The sequence below is a fragment of the Blautia sp. HCP3S3_C4 genome, assembly GCF_052064095.1.
In the GTDB taxonomy this organism is placed as follows: domain Bacteria; phylum Bacillota; class Clostridia; order Lachnospirales; family Lachnospiraceae; genus Blautia_A.
In genome coordinates this window covers 26,894-45,582 of the sequence record NZ_JBQHWF010000005.1, presented here as the reverse complement: position 1 = coordinate 45,582, position 18,689 = coordinate 26,894, and the positions used below count along the sequence as shown (strand labels likewise).

Annotated in this window: 15 protein-coding genes and 1 pseudogene; 2 read left to right on the top strand and 14 right to left on the bottom strand. The window is 44.4% G+C overall.

Annotation, left to right across the window (positions count from 1 at the left end; translation table 11 throughout):
• Positions 1–7 precede the first annotated feature (7 nt).
• A pseudogene (locus tag ACTNC6_RS06350) lies at positions 8–127 on the bottom strand (DUF3990 domain-containing protein); the annotation flags it as partial.
• An 877-nt stretch (positions 128–1,004) separates the two neighbouring features.
• On the opposite strand from ACTNC6_RS06350, the gene ACTNC6_RS06345 reads away from it, so the two are divergent.
• Positions 1,005–1,559, top strand: a complete 555-nt coding sequence (locus ACTNC6_RS06345) for a TRAP transporter small permease (protein WP_441043513.1) — start codon at positions 1,005–1,007, stop codon at positions 1,557–1,559.
• Positions 1,560–3,911, top strand: coding sequence for a TRAP transporter large permease subunit (locus ACTNC6_RS06340; RefSeq protein WP_441043512.1), 2,352 nt, complete (start codon positions 1,560–1,562; stop codon positions 3,909–3,911).
• 367 nt (positions 3,912–4,278) lie between these two features.
• Here the strand turns inward: ACTNC6_RS06340 and ACTNC6_RS06335 are convergent, their stop codons facing one another.
• From ACTNC6_RS06335 to ACTNC6_RS06275, 13 genes are all read right to left on the bottom strand, one after another.
• Positions 4,279–5,286 (bottom strand): GTP-binding protein, encoded by a 1,008-nt coding sequence (locus tag ACTNC6_RS06335; protein ID WP_441043511.1) that lies wholly within the window; start codon positions 5,284–5,286, stop codon positions 4,279–4,281.
• 39 nt (positions 5,287–5,325) lie between these two features.
• A complete protein-coding gene (locus ACTNC6_RS06330) occupies positions 5,326–5,454 on the bottom strand; it encodes a hypothetical protein (protein ID WP_441043510.1) in 129 nt (42 codons plus the stop codon).
• 23 nt (positions 5,455–5,477) lie between these two features.
• Positions 5,478–5,732, bottom strand: coding sequence for a hypothetical protein (locus ACTNC6_RS06325; RefSeq protein WP_441043509.1), 255 nt, complete (start codon positions 5,730–5,732; stop codon positions 5,478–5,480).
• Entirely contained in the window at positions 5,701–5,868 is a 168-nt protein-coding gene (locus ACTNC6_RS06320; protein ID WP_441043508.1) for a hypothetical protein, read from the bottom strand. Before ACTNC6_RS06320 ends, ACTNC6_RS06325 begins: the two co-directional genes overlap by 32 nt.
• Positions 5,869–6,111: 243 nt before the next feature.
• On the bottom strand, positions 6,112–7,782 hold the full coding sequence (locus ACTNC6_RS06315; protein ID WP_441043507.1) for an AAA family ATPase: 1,671 nt from the start codon (positions 7,780–7,782) through the stop codon (positions 6,112–6,114).
• 122 nt (positions 7,783–7,904) lie between these two features.
• Positions 7,905–9,395 (bottom strand): LPXTG cell wall anchor domain-containing protein, encoded by a 1,491-nt coding sequence (locus tag ACTNC6_RS06310; RefSeq protein WP_441043506.1) that lies wholly within the window; start codon positions 9,393–9,395, stop codon positions 7,905–7,907.
• A gap of 16 nt (positions 9,396–9,411) precedes the next feature.
• Positions 9,412–10,257 carry a class C sortase gene (locus ACTNC6_RS06305; RefSeq protein WP_441043505.1) on the bottom strand — a complete coding sequence of 282 codons (846 nt, stop codon included), beginning with the start codon at positions 10,255–10,257 and terminating at the stop codon, positions 9,412–9,414.
• Positions 10,258–10,262: 5 nt separating this feature from the next.
• Positions 10,263–11,087: a class C sortase gene (locus tag ACTNC6_RS06300; protein WP_441043504.1), complete on the bottom strand. Its 825-nt coding sequence runs from the start codon at positions 11,085–11,087 to the stop codon at positions 10,263–10,265.
• 125 nt (positions 11,088–11,212) lie between these two features.
• Positions 11,213–12,796, bottom strand: a complete 1,584-nt coding sequence (locus ACTNC6_RS06295) for an isopeptide-forming domain-containing fimbrial protein (protein WP_441043503.1) — start codon at positions 12,794–12,796, stop codon at positions 11,213–11,215.
• Between the two features lie 177 nt (positions 12,797–12,973).
• A complete protein-coding gene (locus ACTNC6_RS06290; RefSeq protein ID WP_441043502.1) occupies positions 12,974–17,209 on the bottom strand; it encodes a Spy0128 family protein in 4,236 nt (1,411 codons plus the stop codon).
• A gap of 30 nt (positions 17,210–17,239) precedes the next feature.
• Positions 17,240–17,833 carry a signal peptidase I gene (gene lepB / locus ACTNC6_RS06285; RefSeq protein WP_441043501.1) on the bottom strand — a complete coding sequence of 198 codons (594 nt, stop codon included), beginning with the start codon at positions 17,831–17,833 and terminating at the stop codon, positions 17,240–17,242.
• Entirely contained in the window at positions 17,830–18,132 is a 303-nt protein-coding gene (locus ACTNC6_RS06280; RefSeq protein WP_019163180.1) for a hypothetical protein, read from the bottom strand. The genes lepB and ACTNC6_RS06280 overlap by 4 nt, the downstream gene beginning before the upstream one ends.
• 367 nt (positions 18,133–18,499) lie before the next feature.
• Positions 18,500–18,634 (bottom strand): winged helix-turn-helix domain-containing protein, encoded by a 135-nt coding sequence (locus ACTNC6_RS06275; RefSeq protein WP_303242875.1) that lies wholly within the window; start codon positions 18,632–18,634, stop codon positions 18,500–18,502.
• Positions 18,635–18,689: the final 55 nt, after the last annotated feature.

Sequence of the window (18,689 nt, the reverse complement as noted above, 5' to 3'; positions counted from 1 at the left end):
ACAGTCTCCTTTCTGCCTGCTCTTTATTCGCAGTACAATAAAATCCAAAATAAAAATCTCTATTATAAATAGACTTTCTTATACTCGGATACACAACAATTTCTTTACTTCCATAAAATAAAATCATTCCTTCTCCTTTCCCTGTTACTTATAATTGTAAGTCTTTTCTCTAACAGAATCAACATCTTTACATCCAGCATTACAGTCATTACTGTTCCCTCTTACACTTCCAATCCCCAGCGCGAAGCAGCATCTCTCTGCAGGTGAATTTGGAGGGGGCTTAGTAACTCTTAGGTGGGGGAAATCCGCGTTATGAAGAAAAATAGCAACCTGTCTGAGCGGAGTCTGCAACGGAGCGAGTTTTGCATTTTTCTTCATGCTTTTAGCGGATTTTCCCCCACCTTAGAGTTACTTAGCCCCCGGAACTGAATCTGCAGAGAGATGTTGCTTCGCGCGTCCCCCTATTGCAAGTGTACGCCCCACACCAACAAACTTCCCCCAAATACTTACAAAAACCTCTTGACTTTCAAAACAAACAGCGTTAAAATTGCTTTAGCTTTTTAAACAGCTAAACCTATAACGCATAAATTCAACGAAGGGAACCAGTAAAAACAGTCCCCCTGTCCCCAGAGAGCTGCAGTCCGGTGAAATGCAGCGACAGACCTGTTTCGAATATCATCCCCGAGAAGGAAAGCCGAACCCTTGAATACAGCCATCACAGATATTGCCGTATTCACAGTAAGCTTCCCCGGCCGCCCCCCGTTACAGGAGCCGCGTATATCGGTACGTTGCAGAATCGTACTTGTTTCAAAGATGAAACAGGGTGGTTACGGAATATTATATGTCCGTCCCTGCGTGGGGCGGACTTTTTTTATGCCCTGACATACGAGACATACCTTTCCTTCCAGACTGCCTATCTGAAACCGAAAACGTCACTGTTCCCCCGACATCAAGAACGCACAGACATCGAACAGTACAAAAAACTTTTGAGAGGAGTAGAGAGCATGAAAATCTACAAAAAAATCATGAACGCACTGGCTGCAGTAGAAAAGATCGTCCTTGTGATCTCCACACTGCTGATCCTGGTGCTGACTGTGGGAAACGTATTTTCCCGTAAAGTCATCCACCGTTCCTGGTCCTTCACAGAAGAACTTGTAGTAGCGGTATTCGTACTCATCACCCTGCTGGCAGCCGCACTTGCCTGCCGCGAAGGAGAACTGGTCAGCCTGACACTGGTTACAGACCGCCTTCCAAAGAAGCTGAAGAAACCGTCCGTGATCTTGATCACAGTCCTGAGCATCATCTTCAGCGTCATCCTTTTCAAATACGGCATGGACAAGGTTATCACCCAGCTTCAGAACGGAAAAAGAACCTTCGTATTAAACTGGCCTGAATGGATCTTCTGGTCCTTCGTACCCATCGGTGCAGGATGCATGATCCTTCACTTCATTGAATTCTGTCTGGACTTCTGCTGCAAAACCGACAGCGCCAAAAATGCCGACAACAACACAAAAGGTAACATGAACACAATCACAACAGACAAAAAGGAGGGCAAATAAATGATCAGTGCAATCTTATTTATCTCCTTCTTCATATTCCTGATCCTGGGTGTACCCATCGGAATCTGCCTCGGGCTTTCCTCCGTATGCGCAATCCTCTACTCCGGTACATCCCTGACGATCGTAGCAACCAACATGTACTCAGGAATCAGCAAATTCCTGCTCCTGGCAATCCCATTCTTTGTACTGTCAGGAAACATCATGGCAAAATCCGGTATCTCCAAACGACTGATCAAATTCGTTGATACCTGCGTAGGCCACAAAAAAGGCGGTATCGCCATCGTATGTGTTATCGTAGCCTGCTTCTTCGGCGCCATCTCCGGTTCCGGCCCTGCAACTGTTGCAGCCCTTGGTGCCGTACTGATTCCTGCAATGGTAGAACAGGGCGGTTTCTCCGCACCATTCTCCACAGCACTGATGGCAACCTCAAGCTCCATCGCCATTGTCATCCCGCCAAGTATCGCCTTCGTTGTATATGCCTCCATCACAGGCACATCCATCGCAGATATGTTCATGGCAGGTATCGTACCAGGTCTTCTTATGGGCGTGGCACTGGTAATCGTAGTAATGCTGGAAGCAAAGAAACACAACATCAAACCATCCAGAGAAAAAGCCTCAGGCAAAGAACGCTGGGACGCTTTCAAAGATGCTTTCTGGGGATTCCTGATGCCGATCATCATTCTGGGCGGTATCTATGGCGGTATCTTCACACCAACAGAAGCAGCAGCCGTATCTGTTGTATACGGACTCTTCGTAGGTATGGTCATCTACCGGGAGGTTTCCATCCGCGATATGTTTGACATCCTGGTAGACTCATCCAAGACAACCGGCGGTATCATGCTCATCGTAGCAAGTGCCTCTCTGTTCTCCTTTGTATGTACCAAATTCGGTATTGCAGATGCAGCCTCCAATTTACTTGGAAGCATCGCACACAATCAGTTTACCTTCCTGCTGATCGTAAATATCATCTTCCTGATCGCAGGATGCTTCATCGATGCAAACTCCGCTATGTACATCTTCATCCCGATCATGCTTCCTGTATGTAAGGCTCTTGGATACGATATAGTAGCATTCGGTGTTATGGCAACTGTAAACCTTGCAATCGGACAGGTAACTCCTCCTGTAGGTGTAAACCTTTTCGTAGCAATCAGCATCAAGATCAAAAAAGGTCTGGAAGTTACTCTGCAGGAGATCTCAAGGGCAGTTGTGCCAATGATCGCAGCCTGCGTTGCAGTTCTTCTGATCGTTACCTACATCCCGATCACCTCCACTTTCCTTCCGAAAGCTCTTGCAAAAGAAGGCTCCTACACAGGTGATCAGTCCTCCGCTTCCTCTGACACAGCTTCCAAGGACGCAGGAGACGGCAATAACTCCTTTGACACAATCGCAGATTACAGCGACCTTGACTGGCCGGAAATGACCTGGAACTTCGCTTGCTCCACTACTGAGACAAGTACCTGGGCTGACGGCGGACGTAAGTTCGGTGAACTGATGGAAAAAGCTACAGGCGGAAAGGTTAAAGTCAATATTTATGCAGCTGACCAGCTTACCAACGGCAACCAGTCCGAAGGTATTCAGGCTCTGATGAATGGGGACCCGGTTCAGATCTCCATGCACTCCAACCTGATCTACTCTGCATTTGACCCACGTTTCAACGTTGTTTCTCTTCCATTCGTCTATGATTCTTACGACGATGCAGATGCGAAATTCGATGGCGAAGCTGGTGAAAAACTGAAAGAAATCCTTGGCGAATACGGACTCCACTGCATGGGTATTGCGGAGAATGGTTTCCGTGAACTGACCAACAGCAAGCGCGAGATCAAATCTGTAGATGATATGAAGAACCTGAAGGTTCGTGTAGCAGGTTCCAATCTTCTGATGGAATGCTACAAGAGATGGGGCGCTGATGCCACAAACATGAACTGGTCTGAAACTTACACAGCACTTCAGCAGAACACGGTTGAAGGTGAGGAAAATCCGCTTCCTGCTATTGACGCTGCAAGCGTTCAGGAGGTTCAGCCTTACTGCTCCATGTGGGATGCAATTTATGACTGTCTGTTCTTCTGTATCAACCAGGATATCTATGACGGCCTCACACCAGAACAGCAGGCAGTTGTTGACGAATGTGGCCAGAAGGCAGTTGAGTATGAACGTTACATCAACCGTTCCAGCGACAATGAGATCAAAGAACGCTGGGAATCCAAAAACGGCGTAACCTTCACAGAGAAAGCAGATATGGATATCGATTCCTTTAAAGAAGCTGTAGACGGCGTAGACGAATGGTTCGTAAATGAGCTGAAGAGCCAGGGCTACGAAGGCGGCCAGGATCTGGTTGATCTGTTTACCAAATAATCCTTACGGTTACAAAACTCCATAAAAATAAACGAACAGGGTATGAAGTTTCATCAGATTACGATGAGCTTCATACCCTGTTTTGTTTTTAATAGTACTATTGGTAATTTTTACGGCATTGACTTACATAGATCAACATAAAAAGAAATAAGCATCCCCCCGCTCAAAGTGAGATGCTTACTTTCTTTTTAACATTATAATTAATCACAGAGGGCAACCGGAACACGCTTCCGGTCATCTTCTAAGTAGATTATACAATGGGGCACCTGAATTTTCAAGTGCCCTTTTTGTAAAGTAAAGCGAACATTCGCAATCCGCTTCGCTACTTGCTCATGAGCGCAGTCACTTCGCGACCTGCGTTCAAATCTCAGATCTTCAGGTAAGACTTGATTTTCTCCTCCTGCAGTTCTTCCCCGATCACGATCAGAACCTCCTGCCCCACATGAAGCGGACGAATTGTGATTTCATTCTTGGTAGCATTTAATTCAATCCACTGCTGTCCATCGCTCTCTGTCCGGGCAGACTGTCCAGAGCTGTCTTCGATATCACCGCCTACTCTCATAAATCCCTTCATCCGGAACACTCGCCCGCATTCAGGATCAGACAAAATATACTCTGCCGTTTCCCGCAGCTCCCTCTCAGTCATCTTCACATTCATAAAGTACAGAGAAGTAAAGGCATCCTCTGCCTCAAACTCCGGTTTTCTGTAGCTTTCCATCACATATCCACAGGATGCGATCCGATCAAAGTCCTCTTTCGACATTTCCTCCCAATTCTTGTGGATAACATTAGCAGTATCCACACCATTCATTTCACAATGAAATCTCCTGCTGCAATGCACCTTCTCAAGTGCCTTATTCACATGCTCAACCGTCCCCCTGATTTCCTCCTGTGATGCATCCTGACTCTTGCTCATCACAATGCATCCCGCATCTGCCACCTCCGAAGCCAGAATAAAATCCGCCTCCTCTGACAGATCACGCTCCAGCTTAGAATCCACAATTGCAATCACATTCCCAATCTGATACCAGCGGTTTAAGGGCTCCTCATGAAGAATATCAAAAAACTCATCCACATCAAAAATCCCCGATGGCTCCACGATCACCCGGTCATATCCGCACATTCCCATGGCAATCAGCTTGGTCTTAAATCTCCTCCTGTGGCAGTCCTTATCACACCCGCCTGAAATCATCTCCAGCTCACAGTTGTCTCCCATCAGATCCTGAAGCAGCATCATATCCACATTCACAGCCCCATAATCATTCTCCAGAATTCCAATATTATTACCGGCATCCATCAGATACTGCGCATACTTCCTGATAAACGTGGTCTTCCCTGAACCAAGGAAACCAATGATCAAATCTACCTTTACCATTTGATGTCTCTCCTTTGCTGTTGTATTATTTTCCTGTTTTTATCTGTCAAATGAAACTTCATCATCTATCATCCATAAACCACTGCGGTTATTCCCTTTTCTTATAAGGATACCTTCCTGTTGTAATCTGCTCATGATACGTTTTACGCTCCGCAACGATATCCCCATTTCTTTTTGAATCTGGCTTTGCGTCAGATATGGATTCTTCTTAACCCTGTCAAGAATTCCCGCTTCTTCCTGAGACTTTTTCTCTGATCCCCCTCCAGAAAAAACTTGTCCTGCAAATGCTTGCGCCCAAACTCCATCAACTGTTCATAACTTTCGATCAGATTGGTCTGAATCACCTCACGGTCATCATATCTGTCAACATTCACTCTTCGCAATAACGCATCCGTCATATAAGCAGGCACGATATCAGAAATAACGCGATCCTTTCCCAACAGCATGATCGCCGCCAAACCGGTTCAGAAAAGAGCAGATACTCTCATATACATCATTTCCAATTCCACTTCCGCAGCGTTTAAACTCCACCGCCACGTTTTCTCCGACAGTAAGTATTGATTCGAAATTTCTGATATCCATTCAAATCTCCTTTCAGTCGCTTGCCTTTATCTCTGATCTCGCAATATCAGGAGCCAAAATCTACCTGACATCTTTGTTATCAAATCATAGCATTATAAAACAGGAAATACAAGAGCCAGACTGCCCAGGGAATACATTTGGGAGACAGAAAAAAGCACCCCGGAAATTTGCAAATCTGAAGTTTCCGGGGTGCTCCCTATTTCACTTATTTTTTATATCCTTCGCTTATCTTTTCCGTCCTCTCTATTTTTTTCTCACCAGACACCGCTTCTTAAAGAATGCGATCCCATAGCACAGAACCTCGTCGTAATCCTCTTCAAATTCCCTGGCATACATCCGGTCATTGATCTGCTGCAGAGCTTTGTCACAATCCCCTGCCATATTTTCCAGGGCTGTGGAATATTTTGCCTCAAAAACAGCGACTCTGCTGTTATCAGAATCATATACAATGACATCACTGCGCCCCTCGCCATGTTCCCTGTTGGATTCCGTCATATATCCTGCCCCTGCAAAAATTCCTGCAAGAAAAGCATGATAAAAATCTTCTTTATAATCATGATAGCTGATTGTTTTGCGGAGCAGCTTGCTCATCTCACGGGTAATGGTTTCACTGTCTGCATTCCAGACTGCCTGAAACAGATCCATACGATTCCATGTCAGGGCACTGTCACGAAACCACCTGATCACCGTTGTTTCAAAAATTTCTCTGATCTCAGCATTAGGAATTGCCAGAGCAAACATCCCGTCAGGCAGGGATTCCGTCAGATCCTCTCTGCGTACTCTGGTCAGATATCCCGTCAGATATAAAAGGCTCCACAGATTATCTTCCGATGAATGCAGATAATCATAGGTCAGATTCTCATCTATATGCTGTATAATATAACCGCCGGAAAGAAGATGCTCCAGCTTCCTGGTAATCGTACTTCCTGCATAATCGATGAAAGAACGGATAATGGAATTATCGCTGGTATTTCTCCAGTAGCTGGCAGGACGGGCATCCGGATTTCCCTGAAGATCCCTCAGATAATTTAACACATCCCAAGGACAGTAAATGTCAAAATCCCCAAAATGGTAACCATCATACCAGGTACGGATCTCTTCAGCATACTCCACTGCGCCGGCATCCTCCAGCAATCTGTCCACATCCTCCTGTGTAAATCCGAAATATTCATTTAATCCAGAATCTGTAATGGTATCCGAAACAAAATTATTTGTACCTGTGAAAATACTCTCCTTTGCGATCTTCAAACATCCGGTGATCACAGAAAAACGAAGGGACGAATTATCCTTTAAGGCCTGCATCAACCCCTTCATAACATCCATCATTTCCTGATAATATCCATGATTTGTAGACTTTGCCACCGGAACATCATATTCATCGATCAACAGGATAACCGGCTTATCATAATGAGCACTCATGGCACGTGTCAATACCAGAAGGCTGTTCCTGATCTCTACAGGAGTAGCCTGATTATGCAGGATATGGCGAATCAGCTCTTTATCATAATCTGTAGGTGCAGGACTGTCCAGGAGATACCTGTGTTCCGCACAGACATCTGCAATCGTTGCACAAAGCATCCCATAGGCAGTAGGGAAATCAAGACCATCCACACGTTTGAAGGAAATAAAAAGTGTAGGATACCGGTTCATCCACTGATCACAGAGGGACGTGTGCCGCGAAATTTCCAGTCCGTCAAAAAGAGCCACATTGTTTTTCCTGATATCAAAAAAAGCCGCCAGCATACTCATACCAAGGGTTTTCCCAAATCTGCGGGGACGGGTGATCAGGGTGACCTTTGTAGCGGAAGTATTTAACAGCCTAATGATCAGACCGGTTTTATCAATATAGTAATAATTATTTTCGCGTATTTCCGAAAAATCAGAAACGCCAACAGGAATATTCAGGCTCTCCACTTGTTATCTCCCTTCGCTTATATTATGTAATTTTATGATAGCACGGTGATACCAACTTTACAAGCAGTCGTTTTTTGTAAAAAGGTTCACAAAAAGCCCGGGGGAAATCCCCCGGGCGTCTATTATTTCTTGCGTCTCTTCAGATATACTACAACTCCGGCGATCACAGCCGCTGCTGCGAACAGGCCGATGAACAAGCCAACCGGTGTACTGTCTCCGGTTTTTACCGGTGAACTTCCGGATATGCCGCCGGAACTTGAACCCGGTGTATCACTGCCAGGCGTAATACTTGGGGCCGGTGTAGGAGTTGTGGAAACCACCGTATTGGTGATAGTGATGGTCTTCTCATCATCTGCCGGCTGGAACACAACATTGCCTTCGCCGCCTACCTCAAATCCAAAGGTACTCTTATCTACAGGATTACCCTCCTCATCTGACTCATAAACACGGTAGGTATGAACCTTCTCCAGCTCCTCCTTATCCAGGATCTGGAAATTCACTGCCACACGGTCATTCTGTGTCAACTCAGTAGTGATAACCGTTGTCTCCTCACCGGTATCCGGATCCACCTCCTTCACTGTAGCATAGAAGGTATCATCTGTGGTGATCTGCTGACCATCCTTTATTACATTCTTCTGGATCCACAGATTCCGCTCCAGATAGAAGCCATCCGGCAGATCCGTATATACATTATCTACCACCACTGCCTGATCCTTGTAGGCATTGGTAAAATTCAGAGCTGTGCCATCTGTACCATTGACAGCAATAAAGCAGCTTACCTCCTTGCCATTCTCATCCTGAAAAGCATCACCCACCGGTCTGGGATTTCCCTCTGCATCCGTCTCGCGGATATAATAGGTGCCCTCAGGCAGATCTGTAAAATCCACGGTACCACTGCTCTGTCCCTGGATGCGGATTGCCTTTACCTCACCATAGGGAACTGTAGCCGCCTCATCCCGGAAAAGTCTTACATAGTAAGTAGCATCCGGTGCACTGATCGGCTTTTCGTTCAGATCCTTATCCAGGATACACAGCTTCTTAGTCACTGTCAGCCTGCTTTTTTCCAGCTTGCGGTCTGCCTTTGGAAAAGCCTTCACATCATATTCCAGAGTCTTGCCGTCTGCGCTATAAGGCACAGAGAGAAGCATGGCGGAAACTGTACAGATCTCTGTCCCGCCGGTCTGCACCAGAAGGTATACTCCCTTTGGCAGAGCCTGGAAGCTCACCTGGCCATTGACGTCTGTGGATGCCGTATAGGAAACCACCCCCGCCGAAGCCACAGCCTGGGATAAAGCTGCTGCTGCCTTCTGGGAATCTGCTGCTGTCCTTAGATTATTCAGATCTACACCTGTGGCTGACAGACTGGGATCCAGATGGAACTGCACAACCGGCTGAGTATCCATAGTTCCTACCTGGTACAAAGCCAGCGGCACCTGTGCCATAGGAACCTGTTTGCCATTCTCTGTCACAGTGAGAGTCATTGTCAGATTTCCGCTTGCAGGCTCAGAATCTGCTGCCCCAGCCTGGACAGCCAGCCCCATAAGGAGCATACACATTACCCCAAGAGCAATGAAAACTCTCAGCCCTCTTCCCTTTTTCACCTTTTTCTCCATATACCATCAGCCTCCGTTATCTCTGTTGATTTCTATGCTTTCTGCGGCGTCTCACCGCGAAAATTATAATAAACAGTACCACTGCACCGACCGCTGCCCCAGCAATCACCAGCCTGGTATCTGTTTTCGGTTTCGACACTTCCTTCTGCTCCTGCACCTTGGTCTCCACATATTTTACCCGGTATCCCCTTACCAGCAGACGGTGGGTATTGATCCCATAGGGAGTACAGGTTACCAGGGTACACAGATCCTTGCCCTCCTGGATCTCCAGGTCGGACATTTCCTCAGGCAGGACCACCTTGATCTGATCCACCTCATAGGCCAGCTTATGACCCAAGATATTCAGGATAAAGGTATCTCCCTCCTCCATCTGGTCCAGATCTGTAAAAAGCCTGGCGCTAGGCAGCCCCCTGTGCCCGGAAAGCACACAGTGAGAGCTCTTGCCCCCTACAGGAAGAGAGCTTCCCTCCAGATGACCGATGGCAATCTGCAGGGCTCCCTCGTTTGTCCCGTGATAAACAGGCAGGGAACAGTCAATCTTTGGAATCTCTATATAACCCATAATACCGGTACCAGACACATCCAGAAGACCTTCATACTTTTTCTTATCCTTTTTGGACAGTTTCCAGTGATCGGCTTTCTTCAAAAGCTCTTTGTTGTATTTCCTGGCAGCCTTCAGCATTTCCTTATTGCTGGAATCATCCAGCTTCTCCACCTGCTCCGTATAGGTAGCAATGGCCCGGGACTGATGGGCCCGGTTCCACAGGTTACTTGCTGTAGGATACAGCAGGAAGGAAAGCCCAGCCACAAACACAACCACAATCAAAAGCGTCATCAGACGCGACATCCACTTTTTCTTCATTTCCTCTATCTCTTCCTGCGTCTGCCGCCAAATGCCACATAGATCAGCAAAAGCACCAGCACAGGAACTGCAATACACATAGCTACAATTCTATTGTCCACCAACATGGCATCCGCTGTGACACGGACAACCTCTGCCTCCTCCTGGTTGGCAACTCTGTGGCCCCTCACCAGCAGACGGTGGGTATTAATTCCATAAGGAGTGCAGGTCACCAGAGTACACAGATCCTTACCCTCTTCAATCTTCAGATTCTCCACCTCATCAGGCAGGACAATACGAATCTGGTCAACCTCATAGGTAAGGGTCTGATCCAGAGTACGGATCATAAAGATATCCCCCTCCTCCAGCTTATCCAGGTTGGAAAAAAGCTTGGCACTGGGCAGTCCTCTGTGTCCGGAGAGAACACAGTGGGTATTCAGCCCGCCTACAGGCAGGGAGCTTCCCTCAATATGACCCACAGCGATCTGCAGTACACCTTCGTCTGTGCCATGATAAACAGGAAGGGAGCATTTGATCTTGGGAATTTCAATATAACTCATAATCCCAGTGCCAGACACATCCAACAGTTTATTGTACTCCTCTTTCTCCTCATCCTTCAACCCCAGACCATGTCCGGACTGAAACAGCTTCTGGTTATAACTGACCGCCGCATCCCACAGCTTCTCGTAATCCTGTTCATCCATGTTCTCCACCGAGTCCGCATAAGTGGCAATGGCCTGGGACTGGTGCAGGGAATTCCAGTAATCACTGACTGTCGGATATAACAGCACGGAGACACCCACGAAAAAAACAATGATTAATGCAATTGTGGAAAAATCTTTTTTCTTCATGTGTATCTCCCTGTTGTCATAATATTATCTCCGAAGGAACAGGAAACACTTCCTGCTCCCCCGGAGGGTGTTACTACTATTTAATGCTTCCATTCTCTTATGTAGGATGAAAACAAATCTGTTACTTATTTATCTGCATTCATACGTTTCTTAGTAACAAGCAGAACGCCAGCACCAAGAACAAGAACTACACCAACGATGTAGAAGATTGTTGTACCGATACCACCGGTTTCTGGAAGGAGGGAACCCTTTTTATTAACAACATTTGTTGTTAATATTCCATCATCCTCATTAGTTGAGGTAAATGTAATACTTCCTGCTTCCTTATTTGTATGCTGTTCAGTTGTTTCCGTTGCTCTTAAACTTATTAATCCTGGATTGTCAGATAAGAGTTCATGTTCAGCAGTTATTGTAAAATAAATAGGATCTATCGGATTATATCCTTCCGGATGAGTAGTTTCAGTTAATCTATAATATCCATCATCTAATCCCGCAAATTCAAAGACTGTTGAAGAACCATTATTCACTTTAGTAATTGATCTCCATTCGCCATTACTTTCGTTTTTATAAAATTTCTCAAGTGTAAATTCTGCACCTTCCAATGGGTTTTTATCTTTATCCACTTTATTTATAGTTGTTTGGTAAGTAAATACGATAACTGTATCGTCTGGTGTATGTCCTGTTGAACCTTCTTGTTCTGGATTATTAGAATACTCTAAATGCATTGTATTCTTATTTCCACCTTTACCTATTACCGCATTACTATTTAAAGTTGCATTATATTCTACAATAATTACACTACCAGCATGAACAGAACTGATTTGTTTTAAATTAGAAAACTCTATTTCAAAGTCATCTCCATCTGAAAGTCCTGTTGTTTTAACATTATAATATTTATTCGTTTCTGTGTTTTTTACTTCCTGTCCATCTACTGTAACCTTTACTGTGTCTGGTTTAAAATTAAACACAGAAGCTCCATTTTGATCTTTCTGTTGCTTATCATGAAAAACAAATTTATATTTTGTATATCGATCATAATCAGCAGCAACCGTACCTTTTAATTGGAATGGTACATCATCACCAATATCATAATCAGCTGAGTCTATCCATTCTGTATTACTGTTCTGGTTATCTACAGTAGTTATGCCTGTTGAATCATTAACATCTTTTACTTTCTTTTCAGCAGTAGGAACACTTACTTTAGGCTGAATTGTAATGTTGCTATTTAATAGCTTTACCATATAAATAGAAAACGCATCATTATTATTTGTATTCGTACTTGCAACGTCTTTAATTAGATAATATCCTACCGGAAGCGCCCCCGTACTTTGTCCTCCTGTTATTGTAGCAATTGCACTACTATTAAAATCAACATACTTCGTGATAACATTTAATTGTTCACTATCTGTATGTGTAATTTCTTGTGATACAGCTTCCAGTGCCTGCAAAACACCACTTGGTACTGTATCGCCTTTTTTTACTGTTGAATTTACATTTTTCGCATTCTCGCCCCATTTTTCTTTTATCAAATTGCCGCCTGATACTTCACCTGTAAAAATTTGATATATATCATATGTGTGACCATTATCAGGTGCTGTAATAGTATACCCGTTTCCACCCGTAACGCCATCTGCCATTACCGGTATGCACATAGCTAATACCATGATTGCTGTCAACAATATGCTGACAATTTTCCTTAAATGTTTCATAACTTTCCCTCTCTTTTCTTCTTATTAAATATTTTTCTTGTTCCCGTTGACGCAGATGTTTGTATCTGCTTCGCCGTTTATTTTAATCGAACTGCTGCTTTGTCTCCTGTTCGATTAAATTTTAAATTTATTTTCTGAATACGTCTCGGCGCATCTTTTTCGCCGGATTGGAGAGGCTTAATTTCTCCTCCCTTCTCTGCGTTTCCGCCTCATAACGTATCCACACATCAGTGATCCTGCCATTAAGGCCAGACCCACTGCTGTAAACCTGTTGGTTCCGGTTCCTCCGGTTTCGGGAAGAACATAATTATCTTCCTTGTGATTGTTAAATATCACTCTGTTCTCTAAGATACTACTTCCCAACGAACCCAAGTCAATCGTATCATTGGCCTCATATTTATAATAACTTATAGATTTCGTATTCATCTTATTATTTGTTTGCTCAACTTCAACTTTAACAACATAAACAGCGGTATCATATATATATCCCGACTTTTGACCTGTCTCAGTAATTTTATAATAATAAATTCCTGCAGTATCATAGTTCAGCTGACTAAATGTAACATTACGTCCACTGTTTTGAACTGTTTCTACTGTCTGCCACTGACTACTGTCGCTGTCATACTTTGCAAGTGTAAAATCAAAACATTCATTATTTGCAGGAGCCTGTTCATTTACCATTTTCTGAGCTTTTACAACTGCATGGGCTTTATTCTCTTCATACTTGTTTATAAAAGCAAATTTGCCGTCTGCTGGCAATCCCGACTCCCATCCAGTGTATCCAGTTGCCGTTTTCTTTCTATATGAATTTTCAATACTAAGTCCATTACCCGATTCAGAAACTTTTACCTGTATTTCATATTCTTCCTGAGAATATGTAATTCCGGCGATCGTCCCTGGTTTCTCAACCAATGTATACGTATATGTCTGTCCTATATCATTATTACGATAATCAATTTTACCAAAACTCGGTGTTCGATTAGCATAGGTAACTGCAATAGTCTTAGAATTGGTTGCTATATCGCTTCCTACAGGCATCGGCGCTTTTTTTCCATTTTCGGTTTTTCCGGTAAGTACAAACTGAAATTCATATCCACTTTGCCAGCTCTTTCCAGCTACGTTATCTATGCCATCTATAGTCTTAGTTACACCAAATCCCAGTGAACCTGTAAAATCTGTTCTGTGGCTTTCAGCTGTTACATTAACTACATCTGCGAACGCAGATCCATTCCAGTTTTTATTTAAAGTCACTGTAGCACAGGGTGCAATCAAAGTTCCTGATGATTTGGAACCACATATAGTTACATTCCCACTATATCCAGGTTTAATATTCCATATCACCTTACCAGCTGAAAATGTAGTTACTTCTCCCCCAGAAGCACTCATATTATTACTATAGTCAATTTCAGGTATTGCAACCTCTGTATCAGGCGTAACATTAATTATCAATGATGTACCTGTGTTATTGGATAAGCCCTTAATGATCAGTTTATTATCTTTTAAATTTTTCAATGTTGATGCGTTCACATTCCAAACAGCTTCTCCTGTAGTTCCACCAACTGTAAGTTCATTATGCTCTACACCACCAAGACCCTCTACACCTGAATCAGTCTTTTCAGCAAAATCTTCATTATAGGACTCTAGTTGAGTTTTCATTGTATCCAAAGACAAAAAGCTATATGCTGCTGTATCCTGATATATGATTCGAGGTTTAATTACTTCACGTTGTTCCCCCTGACTCCCAATCAATACAAATCTGTCACTTCTCACTGTAACCTTCATATCTTTGCCAATAACCAAAATATCATCTTCTCCATCACCACACTGAAGGTTATTACCTGATGCAAACGATTTTATATAACTAATTTCTCCTGATATCTTGCTTGTTCCAAAATTGCTTCCATAAGACAAAGAATTTGTTACTATATTACCATTCGTATGTGCCGTGTTATTAACACTACTAAATCCAACGATATGAAAGTTGCTTGCTAGTCCTAACGGACCTGAAGTATTATATTGATGTTGAGGTCCAATTGCCACATAAGTTAATGTACCATTTGTCCATACATCATCGGGCTGAAATGTACGTTCCACAACATTAAATTTAATCCCATTTTCTAATGTTACAGAACCTTCATCACTAAAATCAAAAAAGGTATTACTCAAAGATGGAATTTCCCATCTAAGCTTTACAAATGTAACCTGATCTTTGAATGATATATTATTAAGTGCATTGTTAAGTTGGTTCTGTAATGTCTGTCCATTAAATTGACTAACATTACTTCTTATATTAAATGACCGAATCTCTCCTATCTCCTGCTGTTGATTGTTATAACAAGTAACCCATATATCAGACTGAGCATTTTGAAGATCTCCTAAAGACTGATTATCATATTGTAAAACCAGCCTCTTACTCCTAGCATCATCCAATGTACCAAACCATTCATTTTTCTCAAGAGTTGGTCCAACGGCTTTTGCAAGTAATAACCGCGCTCCTGTAATTGAGAAATTACTATTTGTAAATGTAATTGCCTGGATTGTACTGTCATCTGCCACATCAACAGTTCCATTTTCAATTACTTCTGCTTCACCACTGTCTTTCAGATGTACTACCTGTGTATCTACGATATCTCCCTGAACCTTTGTATGTTCGTTATCTTTAAATGTCATAAATATATTGACATTTCCCTCTGGCTCAATCTCTTTGTTTTCTGATTCAGCTGATTCAGAAGTAAAGTAGACATCATAAAGAACATAATCAGTTACCGCATCTTCATCATTCCCAAGCTGTTCATCAAAGGCAGCAACTGCATTCTGATACTCTTCGCTTCCAGGTTCAATGTAACGTGCATTCAGCACTGCATCCTCCGGCAGGTTAGCATCTTCATCTGCATAAGCAACAACTATAACCTTGTCATCCTCATATTGATAATCCGGCTCTGGAGCTACAGTTGGAGTTACTGAAAGCTCTGGTGTCGGAGTTACCGAAAGTTCCGGTGTCGGGGTAACTGAAAGTTCCGGATCTACTATAGGTGTCGGGGTGACACTTAACTCTGGTGTCGGAGTCAGCTCCGCTTCCGGAGTTGTTTCCAGTGCCTGGGTCGGTTCTGTTTTCGGAGTTGCTTCCGGTACCTGGGTCGGTTCCGCTTCTGGCGTTGTCTCCGGCTCCTGTGTCGGCTCTGCTTCCGGGGTAATCTCCGGTGCCGGAGTTTCCTGTGGTTCTTCGGTTACTTCCGGAGCTGGAGTTGTTTCTGTTGTTTCTTCCTCATTGTTGTCATCTGCCAGTGCCGGGTTTTCCGGGATGGAGACGTAGCCTTTGATATTTTCGCTTCCTATATTATAGGTGTTGTTTCTGACTGCTTTGTCGGCATCGCCTACGATGGCGGTCAAGGTGCTGTCGTCAGCGGTGGTTACGATTCCGGCGTGGTCGGCGCTGCCGTTGTTGTCTGTATCCAGCAGAAGCAGGTCACCGGTCTTTGGTGTGTAGCCATCCGGATTTGTGTAATTCCATGCGCTGCAGTCACTGTTCTGAGGTACTGCGCTTGTAGGTACTCCTGCGTAGCTCAGACAGAAGTCTGCGAACTGGGCGGACCAGTTATCCCGGTATGGGTCATTTGCCCATGCGCCGTAGCGGGTATAGCCGTGGATGGTCTGTCCGTCCTCTGCTACTGCGTAGTTGGCTGTGCTCTCTGTGTATCCGGTCTGGGTCTGGGCAATGGCTGCCAGATCTGCACCCCAGTTACCTGTAAGTGTGACACTGCTTACTGTGTTCTGCCATACATCTCCATTCTCTACATCTGCATCAGGATTGGAATAGCAGGCAAGGGTATGGGTGTGCTCCTCTTTGCCACAGATCAGCTCTTTTTTATAGCATTCTGCTGTGTGGCGGTGACCATCGTTTTCCTGCTGTCCACAGATCAGCTCTTTCTTTTTCTCATAACATTCTGCTGTGTGGTGGTGAGCACCTTCGCCCTCCTCCATACCGCAGGTAAGCCTTTTCTCTGTGGTATAGCAGCCGTCAAACTCACTATGTACATGGCCCTCTTCTTTATTTGTGCAAGTCAGAACCTGTTCTTCTGTATAGCAAGCTTCTGTGTGCTGGTGTCCCTCGGATTCCGGGGTCTGACAGACCAGAGCATCCACTTCCTTATAACAGTCATCCGTATGCTGGTGGGCTCCCTGGCCTTCCTCTTTGCCACAGATCAATTTGTCCTCATAACAGTCCTCTGTATGGGTATGCTCCTCTTTGCCACAGTAGGTATCCGCCTCTGCGGTCAGTGCCGGGAGGATCAATGCATAGACAGTACAAAAAACCACCAGACAGGCAAGGATGCTTACTGTCTTCTGCCAGCGCTTCCGCCTGCGATTCTGTAATTTATGCTTTGCCGCTTCCCGCAACAATAATTTTTTCATATTGACATCTCTCCTTATCCCCGGCGCTGGTTATTTCACAGTGCCAAATGATTTCAAAGGCCAAAGCCTGAATACGATTTTCCCTACGATCTGCTCCTCTGCCACGCAGCCTACGGAAGTGTTACGGCTGTCTATGGAAGTGGATCTGTGGTCTCCCATAACGAAGTATCTGCCGTCCGGCACCTGATATGGAAGCTTGATGTTGCAGTCACCCAGGGCTTTCTCTGTCAGATAGGGCTCATCCAGAGGTTGGCCGTCTACGGTGACATTTCCTTTCTTATCTATATCTACCCAGCTTCCGGGACCTGCGATCATTCGCTTTACCAATATCTTGTTATTGTAGTAAAAGGCGATCACATCTCCCTGGGTGAAATCGGCTCCTTTTACGGAAACTACGATCTGTCCCTCCTGGATAGTGGGGTACATGGAACTGCCGTAGATCTGAAGTACCGGGAGCAGGAGTACGGCGATCAGAACTGCCGTTGCTGCCACGGTGATCAGGGTTCCAAGGGTGTTTCTCAGTCCCCGGTGGTATCTGTGTCTGTATTTTGTTCTGTTTAATTCCGCCTCCAGCTGGGTTACTGTAGGCATGGATGTGATTTCTTTGCTGGTCTTTTTCCTCATTCCTGAATGCCTTCATTTTCCTGACTGTCTGTGGGTTTTGTATCTGTATGGCCCGGGGCCTGCTGCCGGATATTCTCCAGGTACTGGTCTGCGGCTGCCTGTGCTGCCTCAAATACCCGGTTGATTCGAAGTGCGGCTTCTGCGATGGATCCGGCTTCTTCTGTCATGATCCTCCGTTCCTCCAGCTGCTGTCTGGCTTCTGCCAGCTCCTGCTGCAGGCGCTCTACTTCTTTGCTCTGTTCCAGAAGCATTTCCAGTAAATCGGTACGGCTCAGACGCCTTAATTCTTTGTCAGTCATACTTATGCTCCTTATTTCTGATACAGCGGTCTGCTGTATTTTTGGCAAATAAAAAGGCTGCAATCATTCTCTATCGTTAGTGAATAATTGCAGCCGAACTGTCTCTCTGTAACTCTTATATGGTCAATGCCGGGGGATGAATCCTGTTGGTATCGCTCCTCCCTGCCTGCCCTTCAAGAGACTCCTAGCTTTGCGTCCCTAGTTCGCACCAGGTTTGCTTTTTTTCTGTATTTGTATTTAGTATGATAATACGTGAGAAACAATTTGTCAATATTATCAGAGCATTTTGGTTCTTGTTCATGTAAAGTCGAAATTGTTTCGTTTAAAAGCCTTGATTTTTTTGTGATATTTCACAAAGAAGGCCATGCTATATTTTATGCTGGTGGTTGTAGATTATGACACCCTTCCTACGTAACTCCTTTATAATCTTCTGAATCTGCTTTCTCGATAAATCAAACTCCTCCATAAGTTTAATCTGAGTTATCTCTGGATTTTCTTCCAATTTCTGCAATATATCCAGCTTTCTTTCGGCTCCTTTTTTGGCTCCTTTTTTGACT

What these genes read in the sequence shown, in the direction of transcription:
- ACTNC6_RS06345 (WP_441043513.1), top strand. Translation starts at nt 1,005, where the DNA reads ATGAAAATCTACAAAAAAATCATGAACGCACTGGCTGCAGTAGAAAAG.
- ACTNC6_RS06340 (WP_441043512.1), top strand. Translation starts at nt 1,560, where the DNA reads ATGATCAGTGCAATCTTATTTATCTCCTTCTTCATATTCCTGATCCTG.
- ACTNC6_RS06335 (WP_441043511.1), bottom strand. Translation starts at nt 5,286, where the DNA reads ATGGTAAAGGTAGATTTGATCATTGGTTTCCTTGGTTCAGGGAAGACC.
- ACTNC6_RS06330 (WP_441043510.1), bottom strand. Translation starts at nt 5,454, where the DNA reads ATGGGGATATCGTTGCGGAGCGTAAAACGTATCATGAGCAGATTACAA.
- ACTNC6_RS06325 (WP_441043509.1), bottom strand. Translation starts at nt 5,732, where the DNA reads ATGCTGTTGGGAAAGGATCGCGTTATTTCTGATATCGTGCCTGCTTAT.
- ACTNC6_RS06320 (WP_441043508.1), bottom strand. Translation starts at nt 5,868, where the DNA reads ATGGATATCAGAAATTTCGAATCAATACTTACTGTCGGAGAAAACGTG.
- ACTNC6_RS06310 (WP_441043506.1), bottom strand. Translation starts at nt 9,395, where the DNA reads ATGGAGAAAAAGGTGAAAAAGGGAAGAGGGCTGAGAGTTTTCATTGCT.
- ACTNC6_RS06305 (WP_441043505.1), bottom strand. Translation starts at nt 10,257, where the DNA reads ATGAAGAAAAAGTGGATGTCGCGTCTGATGACGCTTTTGATTGTGGTT.
- ACTNC6_RS06300 (WP_441043504.1), bottom strand. Translation starts at nt 11,087, where the DNA reads ATGAAGAAAAAAGATTTTTCCACAATTGCATTAATCATTGTTTTTTTC.
- ACTNC6_RS06295 (WP_441043503.1), bottom strand. Translation starts at nt 12,796, where the DNA reads ATGAAACATTTAAGGAAAATTGTCAGCATATTGTTGACAGCAATCATG.
- ACTNC6_RS06290 (WP_441043502.1), bottom strand. Translation starts at nt 17,209, where the DNA reads ATGAAAAAATTATTGTTGCGGGAAGCGGCAAAGCATAAATTACAGAAT.
- lepB (WP_441043501.1), bottom strand. Translation starts at nt 17,833, where the DNA reads ATGAGGAAAAAGACCAGCAAAGAAATCACATCCATGCCTACAGTAACC.
- ACTNC6_RS06280 (WP_019163180.1), bottom strand. Translation starts at nt 18,132, where the DNA reads ATGACTGACAAAGAATTAAGGCGTCTGAGCCGTACCGATTTACTGGAA.